The organism is Halomonas sp., assembly GCF_052095695.1.
Taxonomy (GTDB): domain Bacteria; phylum Pseudomonadota; class Gammaproteobacteria; order Pseudomonadales; family Halomonadaceae; genus Vreelandella.
In genome coordinates, this window is the sequence record NZ_JBQDLQ010000070.1 from 6144 (window position 1) to 17633 (window position 11490).

Sequence of the window (11490 nt, forward strand, 5' to 3'; positions counted from 1 at the left end):
GCACGCATTAAGGGGATTCCTGTTGATTGCGTGGTTTCTGTAACGTCTATAAATCCCAAATTATTGAATGGATAACTAGCCTTATCTCCATGCCATAAATTTGCAGGATTCCGCATGAGAAAGCACGCCTGTAACAAGGCCATAAAGCCCAGTCCCTGCGCGGCTTGGAAGCTAGTGCATGGGTGCATAAAAACACACAGGTTTAGCGCGCAGGCGGGGCGGGGAGTCGACGGCGCGCCGTGGGTTACAGCGGGCTGGTTAGTTAAGTAGTCTGCTGATCATCAAGCAGCTGTTTCAACTTATAGACTTGGGCGTCAACAGCAGAGGCACGAGAAGATAAGAACCAAGCGTACAATCCGACTGCTCCGACTGCGATGGCGCCAGGACTGAAAGCGAAGGGTACAAACAATAAAGCTGTATTCCCCGGATGACGCACAAGGTCTTTTACCTCAAGCTGGCTCCATGTGGAGAACAATGCCCAAGCAAGCAGACAGCCAAAAAACAGAAAAAAGACAGAACAGAAATACAGGACTGGCTGAGCAATTCTTGAAAAGGCTATCCAGCTTTTTGGGTGTCGATGCCCCCAGCCTTCTTTGACTTGATCAGTGACATAATCATATTGGATTAGCGCAGGATGAGACTTACCAAATACGTCCCAAGCTCTAAAGGCCCCCCACTCTAACTTAGCCAGCTCGTCAATCAGCTCTGCAGATGCTCTTTTTTTATAGCAACGCCAGTACGCGTTTTCTAGCTCAAACCTAAGCACCAGATCATCAGATTTGCCACGATAATACTTGTCATATGCACTTATCAGTTGATTGTAATTCTCAGATTTAACTGGAATGGAAATACCAGGGAAGCTGAATGTAATCATTACGAACTCTCCATAAAGAAACCGCCCTCATCGGGGCGGTTTGGTTGATGTCTTTACTCCAAGCCTAGCGGTTGGTAATGATCAGCTCCCCCCGAGGCTCGGTCGCCCTCTGTCCTACAGTGTATCGGATTTCGGTGGTGTGAAGGGTTAGGCCCTGGAACGCATCGCGCATTTCTGGCGTGTCATTGACGCTGATCACAAACTGCCCCTGCCCTGTTCGGGCTAGTTCGCCCATGCGGTAGTACTCATCAAGCGGGAAGTCGCAGCCGTAGCCGGCGGTGCCCCAGTATGGTGGGTCGAGGTAGAACAGCGTGCCTTCCCGATCGTAGCGTTTGATGCATTCCGCCCAGTCCAGGTGCTCAACCACCGCACGAGCCAAGCGCAGATGTGCGGCGCTGAGATCCTCTTCAATGCGCAGCAGGTTCATTCTTGGTGGGGAAACTGCAGAGGTGCCAAACGATTGGCCGCTGACCTTGCCGCCAAAGGCCAATTTCTGCAGATAGAAGAAGCGCGCCGCCCGCTGGATATCCGTTAGGTGGCGTGGGTCGATCTCTCTTTGAGTGAGGTACTCTTCCCGGCTGATCAGCCCCCAGCGGAACTGTTTCACCAGCTCGTCCGGGTGGTGCTTCACGATGCGGTAAAGGTTTACCAACTCTCCATGCGCGTCGTTGATCACTTCGACTTTGCTGGGCGCTTTCATGAAGAAGAGCGCAGCGCCACCGCAGAACGGTTCCACGTAGGCAGTATGCGGCTTGAAGATCGGTAAGATCTGTTTGGCCAAGCGTCGCTTGCCGCCCATCCAGGGCAATATCGGTCGATTCATCATCCATGATACCTGTTCAAATATACAGTATTGATATACAGTAGTGGGTATCGCTTGCGGGGCCGGGACGCTCCCACTGTTTTCAGGGATGAAACGAGCGATCAGCGCCTGGTCATGCCAGGCGCTTTCTTATTCACCTAGTGAATACTCCCTAAACCGAATCACCTCCTCCCCCAGCAAATCATTGATCTCGCTGAACACCGCCTGCACCGGTTCTAACTCATTGGTCACAAACACCTTGGCGGCTTTTTCAACGTCGCCGAATCCGCCGGTGTTGTTGGGGATGATGCCCATCAGCTGCGGGGGAATACGGTGGCCGGCGAGCTGGTCGTCTCTTGTGATGTTTTTGATCGCGGCGAAGTCATCCTTGGCGGCCACTTCAGAGATCGGGATGATTTGGATACCATCCTTTTTGCCGTTGGGGCTGTACAGGAACAGGTTGCGGAAGTTGCCCACGCCCTTCGATTCCTTTAGCGCGGTGCGCATGGCGTCGATATCTTCCTGGTTGTGGGCGGCGTCGGAAACGTACATCACAAACCCGGCATGGGAGCCATTGAGGTAATACTTGCGCCGAAACAGCGTGGCGTTTTCGTTCAGGTAGATCGACTGCAGCGCACCCAGGTAATCCGGCACGCCGTACACCTCCTGGTTGATGTCCGGCTCCAGTAGATGAATGATGCTACCCTCGTCGAACTCGCTGCGATCTGACCAGTTAGGCACCCAGAAATAGCGGCTAAGATCAGCGCCGCGGCGCACATACTTTGCCCGTGCCGGCTTCAGTGCCAGCAGCCTGCCCAGGCGCCCGAAGATCCGCTCCAGATAGCAGTTGCCAAACACAAAGTAATCGGTAGCCAGTGCACTAAACGCCTGGCGGCTGAGCAGTGGATGGGGAATGAACGACCGCACCAGGATATTGCGCTTCACCTGAATGGCGGAGCCATGGTGTGCCGTGGCACGGTAGGTCTGAGCGAGCGCGGGAAAATCCACCGGCGGCTCGTACCACTCATTGCCCAGCATCCAGCAGCCGGTGTAGAAGAAATCGTAACCATCAATTACAGGCGTCGGCTCGCCAAAGCTGAACGCCTCCGCCTTGGCAGGCGCAGCCGTCTTGCCCGCTTCATTCACATCGTAGGCGGGCACGCGTACCCGCGGCTTTTCTGCCGCTTCGCTCATCCGTACATCTCCATTAGGGAACGGCCCGTGCCGTGATCGACCGGGCCATCAAGTGGCTCATTGTGTAAGGCATGCATGGTGGCCCACGCCAGGTCAGCGTGGCCGGTTTGGTTATTGCGCCCGGCGGTATAAGTCATCTGGCGACCAGAGGCGGTCAATTCCCGGCGGATCGCCATAAACGACTGAGCGATATCCACCCAACCCGCATCAAATTCCAGCCGCCCTTTGTTGATGATCTGCTGCGCCTGCATCACCAGGCGCGACTTCATTTCCGGGGTATAGCGGTAGCGGGTCACGGTGGGGAAGAACTTCGCCACCAACTGGGCCACGGCTTCACCCAGGCCCGAGGTATCGATGCCAATAAAGGTCACGTTATAGCGGCGCGTCACGCTGCGGATAAACTCCGACTGGGCCTCATAGTCGCGCCCTTTGAGGCGGTGGCGTTCCAGAATTCGATGTTTTCCATCCATCGACTTGGGCGGCGCAATCACCACCAACCCCGCACCGTCACCATCCTCACCATCACCCGCCGGGTCATAGCCGATCCACACCGGATGATCGCCATAAGGCCGGGGAGCGAAGGGTTTCAGATCCCGCCAGGCATCCCAGCTATCCACCATGCAGCGCTGCATCATCGCTAGTGGGAAGGCACTTTGCGTGTCGTCCACGAACTCGCACATCAGCAGGTTATTGAAGGCATCGGGGCTGTATTTGCGGCGCAGCTTGTCAATATCGAGAAGGGTGTCGCCACCGCGAGCGACGGCATCTTCGACCGTTACGATCTGCCGCCAGTGGTCATCTTCACAGCGTCGGCCACCCGACAAGGCACTGTGAGATACATCTATTTTGATGTGATCAGCTTTAGGGCGACCCTCGTTGAAGTGGCTGCCCGTCCAGAATGGATAGGCTTCATGGGTGACCGATGATGGCGTAGAGAAATAGGTCTCGCGCCACTGTTTCTGCATCGCCATCCCGGACGTCACTTGCTGGAACTGCTCGAAGCCATGAATCCAGAAATACTCATCCAGGTAGGTATCGCCGTGGTAGCCCTGCGCCGTTTTGGCGTTGGTACCCAGAAAATGCAGCTCGGCACCATTGGCCAGAATGATCGGATCACCCTTCAGCTCAACGCCGGTCGTTTCAAAAACGAAGCGCACAATGTAATTTCTGAAGATATGCGCCTGAGCCTTACTCGCTGACATGAATATCTTGTTGCGCCCCGTCTCCAGGGCATCAGCGATCGCCTCTCGAGCGAAGTACCAAGTCGCGCCAATCTGGCGACTCTTGAGAATATTGCGGATAGCTTCAGTTTCTTTCGCCCGATACCAATCGCGCTGATAGTCGAGTAGCGAGGCCTCAAACGCCTCGACAATCTGAATCACCCCTTCATCACCCACATCGTTGCGGGCGGGCTTCTTCTTCGGCCCTTCGTTACGCCGCTCGATGTTGGGATTTAGATCGCTCTCCTTGCCGCTGCCCTGGTACTTATGCACCCGGGCCAGCCGCTCGATCTGGCGGCCGAGCAGGTCGATCTCCTTAAAATCCTTGCCCTCTTTTTGCTCCTTCCAAATGAGCTGCACCAGGCGCGCTTCCAGCGCCCCCTCTACCCGCTGGGTCGGCGTGGCATCTTCCCAGGCATCGCGCTTTTTCCAGCTATCGATAGTCGCCCGGGGGATATCCAGGAACTCGGCAATGCGCGCAATCCGCCACCCCATCCAATAGAGATGGCGGGCAGAGAGGCGGTAGTGATCGTCGTCAATGTGCGCTTGGGCTGTCATGCCGCCAGCGTACCCGCGCAGCCAGGGCGAATATCGCCCCGCTCGGGGTAAGTAACGCTACTCACACCCAGCGCTTATTGAGCCAAGCCCCCTGTGCGCGGAACCTGACCGCAGCCAAACGCCCAACCCACACACCGAGGCTCGCTCATGCCCTGGCACCGTATTGCAAAAGAAGGCGCAACCACCGATGGCCGCACCATCAGCGCCGAATGGCTCACTCAAATGGCCGCTAATTTCGACCCCGACAACTACGGCTGCCGGGTCAATATGGAACACATCAAAGGCATGCTGCCGGATGGCCCCTTCAAAGCCTACGGCGATGTGACCTCGCTCAAAACCGAGAAAGGCGACGACGGAAAGCTAGGCCTATTCGCCGAGATCGACCCGACTGATGAGCTCAAGGCCATGGTCGAGAAACGCCAGAAGATCTATACCTCCATGGAGATCGATCTCGACTTTGCCGACAGCGGTGAAGCCTACCTGGTCGGCCTTGCCGTCACCGACTCCCCCGCCTCGCTCGGCACCTCCATGCTCAAATTCAGCGCGTCGGAAGGTAAGAACTCCCCGCTAGCCGCTCGCAAGCAGCGCCCGGAAAACCTCTTTTCTGAAGCTCTGGAAACCGAGCTCTCATTCAGCGAGGAAGCTGAGCCTGAAGAGCGCGGCCCGTCACTGGCCGAGCGCGTCAAGGCGCTGTTCAAAAAGCAGGATGCCAAAACGGAAGCCGGCTTCGCCGCCTTCCGGGCCGATCTGGAAGAGACGCTTGGCCTGTTCGTGGAGAAACACCAAGCCCTGAGCACCGCGCTGGAGAAGCGCCCCACGCAAGCCGCCTTTGCTGAGCTAAAAAGCGCCCACGAGACGCTGAAAAAAGAGTTCGATGAGCTCTACACCCAGCTCGATAAAACCCCCACCCGCTCGCCGCGCGCGCCCGCCACTGGCAACGACGGCACCATCGAAACCGACGGCTAAGAGACACTCAGCCCATGCGCAACGATACCCGAACGCACTTCAACAGCTTCGCCGCCCAAGTGGCGAAGCTCAACGGCGTCCCGGACGCCACCCAGAAATTCGCCGTCGATCCCACCATCCAGCAGCGGCTGGAAAAGCGCATTCAGGAGTCCAGCGATTTTCTCTCACGCATCAACATGGTCGGCGTCGATGAGCTGAAAGGCGAAAAACTCGCCCTCGGCGTTACCGGCCCTATCGCCGCCCGCACCAACGTCAACAACCAGGATCGCAAAACCCGCGACCTCACCACGCTGGATGCCCAGGGCTACGAGTGCCGAATGACCGAATTCGACACCCACCTGGGTTACGCCAAGCTGGATGCCTGGGCCAAGTTCCCCAACTTCCAGTCCATGGTGCGCGATGTCATCGTTCGTCAGCAGGCGCTGGACCGCATGATGATTGGTTTCAACGGCACCTCCGCCGCCAGCCAAACCGACCCGGTGGCCAACCCGTACCTGGAAGATGTCAACATCGGCTGGCTTCAGCACTACCGCACCCAGTCTCCTCAGCGCGTGATGAAAGACGGCAAAACCAACGGCAAGATTGTGATTGATCCAACGCCTATCAAGGACGAACCCGGCATCGTCGGTGACTTCGCCTCACTGGATGCCGTGGTTTACGACGTGATCAATAACTTGATCTCGCCCTGGTTCCGCCGTCTGCCCGGTCTGGTGGTCATCCTTGGCCGCAATCTCATGGCCGACAAGTATTTCCCGCTGCTCAACCAGCTACCGCCAAGCGAGCAACTGGCCGCCGACCTGGTCATCAGCCAAAAACGCATCGGCGGGCTGCAAGGCATGGATGTGCCCTTCTTCCCCGACAACGCGCTGATGGTCACCACCCTGGATAACCTCTCAGTCTACTGGCAGAACGGCGCCCGCCGCCGCTATGTCACCGAGAACCCCAAGCGCAACCGCATCGAAAACTATGAGTCCTCCAACGACGCCTACGTGGTGGAAGACTTCGGCGCGGGCTGCCTAGTGGAAAACATCGAACTCTCTGAAGCGGCTATAAACGGTATCAAGGAGAAGTGATGACCAGCCCAGCCCGCCGCCACTTCGAACGCGTCAGCGCCGCCCAAGCGGCCGCTGACGCGGGGGAAACCCCCATGCAGGGCGAAGCGTATGAGCTTATGCAAGCCGCGCTGTTTGAAGATTACCGCCTGCTCAAATCCACCCAATCCATGGAGCGCAAGGCCGAGATCAAGCGCGAGATCCTGCCCAAGTACGCTGAATACATCGCGGGGGCGCTGGAAGCGGGCCAGGGTGCACAAGATGACGTGCTGATGCGCATCATGCTCTGGCGTATCGATGCCGGCGACCTTGCCGGAGCCATTGCGATCGCCAAGTACGCCATCAAACACGGCCTTACCCCGCCGGACCAATTCGAGCGCGGTACCGCCGCTATTATTGCCGAGGAAGTCGCCGATCAGGCACTAAAGCAGTTGGATGAAGAAGGTGTCGATATCACCGCTCTGCTTGTCCACCTGATCGATGTAGAGCTGCTCACCCGCGACGCCGATATGCACGATCAGATCCGCGCCAAGCTGCACAAGGCGCTGGGCTACGCGTGCAGAGCCACCGGCCAGTTGGAAGATGCCCAAACCAACCTGGAACGCGCCCTGGCCCTTAACGACCGCATTGGCGTGAAGAAAGACCTCGAACGCCTGGAACGCGAAATAAAACAGAACGCTGCACAGCCAACGGCTGACAGCTAACCGAGTCGACCGCCGACGTCAGGGGGCGCGACGTAAGAGCCAAGCGCTAATGCTCACGCTCGAACGCCGCCCACCCCCTTTTACATGAAGGTCGCTATAAAGAGGTAACCCGATGAGCAGCTTTATCTCGGCAGGCACCACCAGCAGCGAAACCGAAGCCACAGCCATCGAGAACAATGGCTTCTGGCCAAACATCCAGCCCAGCGACTTCCGGGAAACCCACCGGCTGGATAGCACCGTCACCGACGCTCGAATCGAAAGCGCGCTGCTGGCTGCGATGGCGACGGTCAACCGCGTTTTACGCCACTGGCAAGCCGCCAAGGTGGAAGCGGGTTTTCACACGATGGCCTCGCTGCCCATTCCCCTCTGGCAAGCGCCGGAAGTGTTTAATGTGCTCTATCTGCGCGCTGTGTACTCCACCGCCCACGCCAGCGTGATAGAGCGCTATGCCGATTTTGATGCCACCAACAGCGCCCGCGAACGCGGCGAGCGACTGGCAGATCCCGCTGAAAGCTACCGGCGAGATGCCGCCTGGGCCATCAGCGAGATCGAAGGTCGGCCGCACAGCACTGTGGAACTGATATGACCAACGCCATAGAGCTAAGAACCGTCCACGCCCAGCAAAACGACACCCTGGATGCCATTTGCTACCGCGCCTTTGGGCGCACCCAAGGCATTACAGAACAGGTGCTGGCCGCCAATCCGGGGCTGGCCGAACTAGGGCCGCTGCTACCTGACGGCACCCCCGTCAAATTGCCCACGGTAACCCAACCACACAGCCGAGCCCCCACCGTGCAACTGTGGGACTGAACCTAACCGCGCCCGCTGCCGCGCATGGCCATCTATTGAGGCCCGCATGAGCCACCAATTTGAAATCACCACCGAAAGCGTCAAGGTCACACCCCCGGCCGTCGTCTCGCTGCTGCACGTCGGCGGCATGACACCCGCCGACTGGGTCACCGTGCTGACCCTACTCTATCTCGCGCTGCAGATCGGACTGCTGATACCGCGCTACCTAAAACGCATCCGCCACTATCTAGAGGAGCGCCGCCATGGGTCTTAAACGCCGCATTGCCATCGGCGCCACTGCCGGGGCGCTGAGCATTGCCACCGCCGTGGTCTCTTATTACGAAGGGTATGAACCCACCGCCTACCGCGACCCCGTGGGCATCGCCACCATCTGCTATGGCCACACCGCCACGGCACGCATGGGACAAACGCTTAGCCAGGCAGAATGCACGGAACTGCTACAGGCGGATCTCGGCAATGCCTTCAATGCCGTTGATCAACGCGCCCAAATAGCGCTTCCACCGCCCACTCGTGCCGCCCTGGCCTCGTTTGTGTACAACGTCGGGGAAGGCGCGTTTGCCCGCTCCACCCTGCTGCGCAAGCTCAACGCTGGCGACATGCACGGTGCCTGCCATGAGCTAAGCCGCTGGGTGTATGCCGGTGGTAAGCGGCTAAATGGATTGGTCACACGCCGTGCTACCGAGCGTGAATTGTGTCTGGAGGGCATTGAAGAGGAACTAAGACCATGAACCGCCTACTCGCCGCCGTGGTGATTTTAACGCTGGTCATTACCGTTACCTGGGCGCTCTGGCAGCGAACCAACGCCGCCGAGGCCCGCGCCGAGAACGCGGAACAGCAGCTAGCTGAATCCCTAAAGCGCGAAGCGCAACACCAGGTAGTGATCAACGCGCTATGGGATAACGCCCGCCGCCAGGCCAATCAGCGGCGCACCCTGGCCCAGCAGCAAGCGGCGCTGGCCCGCACCGCTTCCAACCGCCTCACTACCATAGAGGAGCTACACCGTGAAAACGCCACCCTTCGCGTTTGGGCTACCGCTCGCCTGCCTGATGCTATTAGCAGGATGCGCGGCCGCCCCGCCGTCACCGGCGCCGATGCTTACCATCAATCAGTGCGCGACGCCGCCCCCCTGCACCCTCCCCGCCAGTAACCCGCATACCAATGGCGAGCTAGACCTGCAGCTAGAGCGCACCGAAGCCGCCTGGGCGCAATGCGCCGCCGAGGTAGACGCCATCATTACTTGCCACGAGACCGCCGATGAAAAAGCTCCACCTACTTCGCGCCCACCTGATTAACGCGGTACCGGCGCTCGCCAACGATCCCGAACGCCTGCTCACCTTTGTGGAAGAAGGCAGCATCGAATTTCGCCGGGGCCCCAACCTCACCCACGAGTACCAGTTCACCGCCCAACTGGTACTCACCGACTTCAGTGCAGATCTCGACACCCTCATGGTGCCGCTGCTGCACTGGCTGGCCGAATACCAGCCGGATGCCGACCCCACCGAGGCGGTCAGCTTTGAAGCCGAGATCCTCAGCCACAAATCGGTAGATGTCGCCCTACGCATCAAACTCACCGAACGGGTCATCGCCAAGGTAGATTGCGACACCGGCGAAATTAAGGTCGACCACGCCCTGCCACGCTTTGAAGCCACCGGCTGCCCACCATCCCGCTGGCAACTGCTAATGCGCGATAACGAAGCACAAACCGACTACACCTTGGCTGCCGAATGGGGTGAAGAGTTGGAGGAAGAAGCAAACAATGGCGAATGACCTGCAAGCCCTGGAAGACTGGGTCGGGCCGCTACTCGCACGGTTGGACGTCAAACAGCGCCGAGCACTGGCCCGCAACGTCGCGCGGGATCTTCGCCGCCGCCAGCGTGACCGCATTCGCGCCCAAACCAACCCGGATGGCACACCCTTCGCCCCGCGTAAGCCGCAATCGTTTCGTGCCAAGCAAGGCAGCATTCGTCGCCGCGCCATGTTCAGCAAGCTTTCCACCGCCAAATGGCTTAAGGCCACTAACCAGGGGGATACCGCCGTGGTGGGCTTTTTCGGCAATGTGGCGCGCCTGGCCACCACCCACCAACGTGGCCTCAAGGATCGCGTCAGCCGCGACGGCCCCCGCGTCGAGTACGCCCAACGGGAGCTGCTCGGTTTCACGGCGCTGGATCAAGAGCACATTATGGATTCAGTGCTCGCCCACCTAAGCTCGGTGTAAACAACCTTACTCACACCCGCCGCTGCTTCGCCTGCGTCTTAACTCACCGCAGGATAGCGGCTATGAATATTCCCGAACTCCTCCGCCTGCTTCACAACCTGATCCGCCTAGGCACCATCGCCGAAGTGGACCATACCGCTGCCCGCGTGCGCATCAACACCGGTGAGTTGCTCACCGATTGGCTGCCGTGGATTGAAAGGCGTGCAGGCACCACTCGGGACTGGAACCCACCCACCCAAGGCGAACAAGTCATCATCTTTTCACCGGGCGGCGACCTCGCTGCTGGCGTGGTGCTAACGGGCATCTACAGCGATGCCCACCCAGCACCTGCCATCAATTCCAAGGTGATTGGCCGATGGCTCCCGGATGGCACCCGTATTGAATACGACCACGCCAATAACCGGCTATTGATCGACTGCGTAGGGCCAATCGACGTCAAAGCCAGCGGCACCGTGACTGTCGATGCGCCGCTAATCAAGCACAACCAAGGCACTGGCGTCGTCACCCAGCAGCATATCTGCCACTTCACCGGCAACCCCCACGGCGACGGTAGCAGCACCGTTAAGGCAGGCAAGTAATGGCCCTTAGCAAAACCCAGCTAAAAAACCGAATCATCAGCGAGATGCAAACCCAAGGAGCCACCGCCACCGGCGAACACAGCTGGGTTACCCGTCTAGCCGAAGCGCTTGCCAATGCAGTGGTGGATGAGATCCAGAGCAGCGCAGAAGTCCCCGTGACCGCCGGCTCTAGCGCAGGCCAGTACAAGGTGCAATGAGATGCCTGGCATGAACGCACACACCGGCTCTCAGCTAGATTCGCTGACCCATATCCAGCAATCGGTGGCCGACATTCTCACCACCCCGCTTGGCTCACGGGTAATGCGGCGTGATTACGGCTCATTGCTGCCAGAACTGATCGACCAACCGCTTAACGGCCCTACGGCACTGCGCGCCTACACCGCCACCGTGGTTGCCTTAATGAAGTGGGAACCACGCCTGCGCGTGCAGCAGATTACCCGCCAGGTCTCCACCCAGCGCCCAGGCCGTTTCGATCTGAGCCTTAACGCCCCCCGAGTCGATAACGGCGAAAGCATCA

General features: G+C 58.8%; 18 protein-coding genes. 14 read left to right on the forward strand and 4 right to left on the reverse strand.

Translation table 11 applies throughout. From position 1 onward, the window contains the following. Positions 1-262: 262 nt before the first annotated feature. The 4 genes from ACTH5D_RS13330 to ACTH5D_RS13345 form a co-directional block, all read right to left on the reverse strand. Positions 263-874 carry a hypothetical protein gene (locus tag ACTH5D_RS13330; RefSeq protein WP_441672033.1) on the reverse strand — a complete coding sequence of 204 codons (612 nt, stop codon included), beginning with the start codon at positions 872-874 and terminating at the stop codon, positions 263-265. A 64-nt stretch (positions 875-938) separates the two neighbouring features. Continuing rightward, entirely contained in the window at positions 939-1700 is a 762-nt protein-coding gene (locus ACTH5D_RS13335) for a DNA adenine methylase (RefSeq protein ID WP_441672035.1), read from the reverse strand. 126 nt (positions 1701-1826) lie between these two features. Then, the gene (locus ACTH5D_RS13340; RefSeq protein WP_441672037.1) at positions 1827-2870 is read right to left on the reverse strand and encodes a phage portal protein; all 1044 of its coding nucleotides are present in this window, start codon (positions 2868-2870) and stop codon (positions 1827-1829) included. Next, positions 2867-4648, reverse strand: a complete 1782-nt coding sequence (locus ACTH5D_RS13345) for a terminase large subunit domain-containing protein (protein ID WP_441672039.1) — start codon at positions 4646-4648, stop codon at positions 2867-2869. The genes ACTH5D_RS13340 and ACTH5D_RS13345 overlap by 4 nt, the downstream gene beginning before the upstream one ends. A gap of 147 nt (positions 4649-4795) precedes the next feature. Here ACTH5D_RS13345 and ACTH5D_RS13350 point away from each other — a divergent pair, with 147 nt between their 5' ends. From ACTH5D_RS13350 to ACTH5D_RS13415, 14 genes are all read left to right on the forward strand, one after another. Next, entirely contained in the window at positions 4796-5614 is an 819-nt protein-coding gene (locus ACTH5D_RS13350) for a GPO family capsid scaffolding protein (protein ID WP_441672041.1), read from the forward strand. 14 nt (positions 5615-5628) lie between these two features. Beyond that, positions 5629-6687, forward strand: coding sequence for a phage major capsid protein, P2 family (locus ACTH5D_RS13355; RefSeq protein ID WP_441672043.1), 1059 nt, complete (start codon positions 5629-5631; stop codon positions 6685-6687). After that, a complete protein-coding gene (gpM, locus tag ACTH5D_RS13360) occupies positions 6687-7370 on the forward strand; it encodes a phage terminase small subunit (RefSeq protein ID WP_441672045.1) in 684 nt (227 codons plus the stop codon). Before ACTH5D_RS13355 ends, gpM begins: the two co-directional genes overlap by 1 nt. 112 nt (positions 7371-7482) lie before the next feature. Next, positions 7483-7956 (forward strand): head completion/stabilization protein, encoded by a 474-nt coding sequence (locus ACTH5D_RS13365; protein ID WP_441672047.1) that lies wholly within the window; start codon positions 7483-7485, stop codon positions 7954-7956. Continuing rightward, positions 7953-8180 carry a tail protein X gene (locus ACTH5D_RS13370; protein WP_441672049.1) on the forward strand — a complete coding sequence of 76 codons (228 nt, stop codon included), beginning with the start codon at positions 7953-7955 and terminating at the stop codon, positions 8178-8180. The genes ACTH5D_RS13365 and ACTH5D_RS13370 overlap by 4 nt, the downstream gene beginning before the upstream one ends. Positions 8181-8226: 46 nt before the next feature. After that, positions 8227-8433 carry a hypothetical protein gene (locus tag ACTH5D_RS13375; protein WP_441672051.1) on the forward strand — a complete coding sequence of 69 codons (207 nt, stop codon included), beginning with the start codon at positions 8227-8229 and terminating at the stop codon, positions 8431-8433. Beyond that, complete coding sequence (locus ACTH5D_RS13380) at positions 8423-8908, forward strand: lysozyme (protein ID WP_441672053.1); 486 nt, start codon at positions 8423-8425, stop codon at positions 8906-8908. Before ACTH5D_RS13375 ends, ACTH5D_RS13380 begins: the two co-directional genes overlap by 11 nt. Beyond that, on the forward strand, positions 8905-9327 hold the full coding sequence (gene lysB / locus ACTH5D_RS13385; protein ID WP_441672055.1) for an Rz-like lysis system protein LysB: 423 nt from the start codon (positions 8905-8907) through the stop codon (positions 9325-9327). Before ACTH5D_RS13380 ends, lysB begins: the two co-directional genes overlap by 4 nt. Beyond that, positions 9227-9472, forward strand: a complete 246-nt coding sequence (gene lysC / locus ACTH5D_RS13390) for an Rz1-like lysis system protein LysC (RefSeq protein WP_441672057.1) — start codon at positions 9227-9229, stop codon at positions 9470-9472. Before lysB ends, lysC begins: the two co-directional genes overlap by 101 nt. Further along, on the forward strand, positions 9435-9947 hold the full coding sequence (locus ACTH5D_RS13395) for a phage tail protein (protein ID WP_441672059.1): 513 nt from the start codon (positions 9435-9437) through the stop codon (positions 9945-9947). The genes lysC and ACTH5D_RS13395 overlap by 38 nt, the downstream gene beginning before the upstream one ends. Beyond that, complete coding sequence (locus ACTH5D_RS13400; RefSeq protein WP_441672061.1) at positions 9937-10395, forward strand: phage virion morphogenesis protein; 459 nt, start codon at positions 9937-9939, stop codon at positions 10393-10395. Before ACTH5D_RS13395 ends, ACTH5D_RS13400 begins: the two co-directional genes overlap by 11 nt. 62 nt (positions 10396-10457) lie before the next feature. Then, positions 10458-10973, forward strand: coding sequence for a phage baseplate assembly protein V (locus ACTH5D_RS13405; RefSeq protein ID WP_441672063.1), 516 nt, complete (start codon positions 10458-10460; stop codon positions 10971-10973). After that, entirely contained in the window at positions 10973-11170 is a 198-nt protein-coding gene (locus ACTH5D_RS13410; RefSeq protein WP_441672065.1) for a hypothetical protein, read from the forward strand. Before ACTH5D_RS13405 ends, ACTH5D_RS13410 begins: the two co-directional genes overlap by 1 nt. A 10-nt stretch (positions 11171-11180) precedes the next feature. Further along, positions 11181-11490: GPW/gp25 family protein (locus ACTH5D_RS13415; protein ID WP_441672067.1), on the forward strand; the 310-nt coding region annotated here is incomplete at its 3' end.

Excerpts from the sequence above, each read along its gene's own strand:
- ACTH5D_RS13350 (WP_441672041.1), top strand. The coding sequence starts at position 4,796 with ATGCCCTGGCACCGTATTGCAAAAGAAGGCGCAACCACCGATGGCCGC.
- ACTH5D_RS13380 (WP_441672053.1), top strand. The coding sequence starts at position 8,423 with ATGGGTCTTAAACGCCGCATTGCCATCGGCGCCACTGCCGGGGCGCTG.
- ACTH5D_RS13410 (WP_441672065.1), top strand. The coding sequence starts at position 10,973 with ATGGCCCTTAGCAAAACCCAGCTAAAAAACCGAATCATCAGCGAGATG.
- lysB (WP_441672055.1), top strand. The coding sequence starts at position 8,905 with ATGAACCGCCTACTCGCCGCCGTGGTGATTTTAACGCTGGTCATTACC.
- ACTH5D_RS13340 (WP_441672037.1), bottom strand. The coding sequence starts at position 2,870 with ATGAGCGAAGCGGCAGAAAAGCCGCGGGTACGCGTGCCCGCCTACGAT.
- ACTH5D_RS13400 (WP_441672061.1), top strand. The coding sequence starts at position 9,937 with ATGGCGAATGACCTGCAAGCCCTGGAAGACTGGGTCGGGCCGCTACTC.
- ACTH5D_RS13405 (WP_441672063.1), top strand. The coding sequence starts at position 10,458 with ATGAATATTCCCGAACTCCTCCGCCTGCTTCACAACCTGATCCGCCTA.
- ACTH5D_RS13330 (WP_441672033.1), bottom strand. The coding sequence starts at position 874 with ATGATTACATTCAGCTTCCCTGGTATTTCCATTCCAGTTAAATCTGAG.
- gpM (WP_441672045.1), top strand. The coding sequence starts at position 6,687 with ATGACCAGCCCAGCCCGCCGCCACTTCGAACGCGTCAGCGCCGCCCAA.
- ACTH5D_RS13335 (WP_441672035.1), bottom strand. The coding sequence starts at position 1,700 with ATGATGAATCGACCGATATTGCCCTGGATGGGCGGCAAGCGACGCTTG.
- ACTH5D_RS13375 (WP_441672051.1), top strand. The coding sequence starts at position 8,227 with ATGAGCCACCAATTTGAAATCACCACCGAAAGCGTCAAGGTCACACCC.
- ACTH5D_RS13395 (WP_441672059.1), top strand. The coding sequence starts at position 9,435 with ATGAAAAAGCTCCACCTACTTCGCGCCCACCTGATTAACGCGGTACCG.
- lysC (WP_441672057.1), top strand. The coding sequence starts at position 9,227 with ATGCTATTAGCAGGATGCGCGGCCGCCCCGCCGTCACCGGCGCCGATG.
- ACTH5D_RS13370 (WP_441672049.1), top strand. The coding sequence starts at position 7,953 with ATGACCAACGCCATAGAGCTAAGAACCGTCCACGCCCAGCAAAACGAC.
- ACTH5D_RS13345 (WP_441672039.1), bottom strand. The coding sequence starts at position 4,648 with ATGACAGCCCAAGCGCACATTGACGACGATCACTACCGCCTCTCTGCC.
- ACTH5D_RS13365 (WP_441672047.1), top strand. The coding sequence starts at position 7,483 with ATGAGCAGCTTTATCTCGGCAGGCACCACCAGCAGCGAAACCGAAGCC.
- ACTH5D_RS13355 (WP_441672043.1), top strand. The coding sequence starts at position 5,629 with ATGCGCAACGATACCCGAACGCACTTCAACAGCTTCGCCGCCCAAGTG.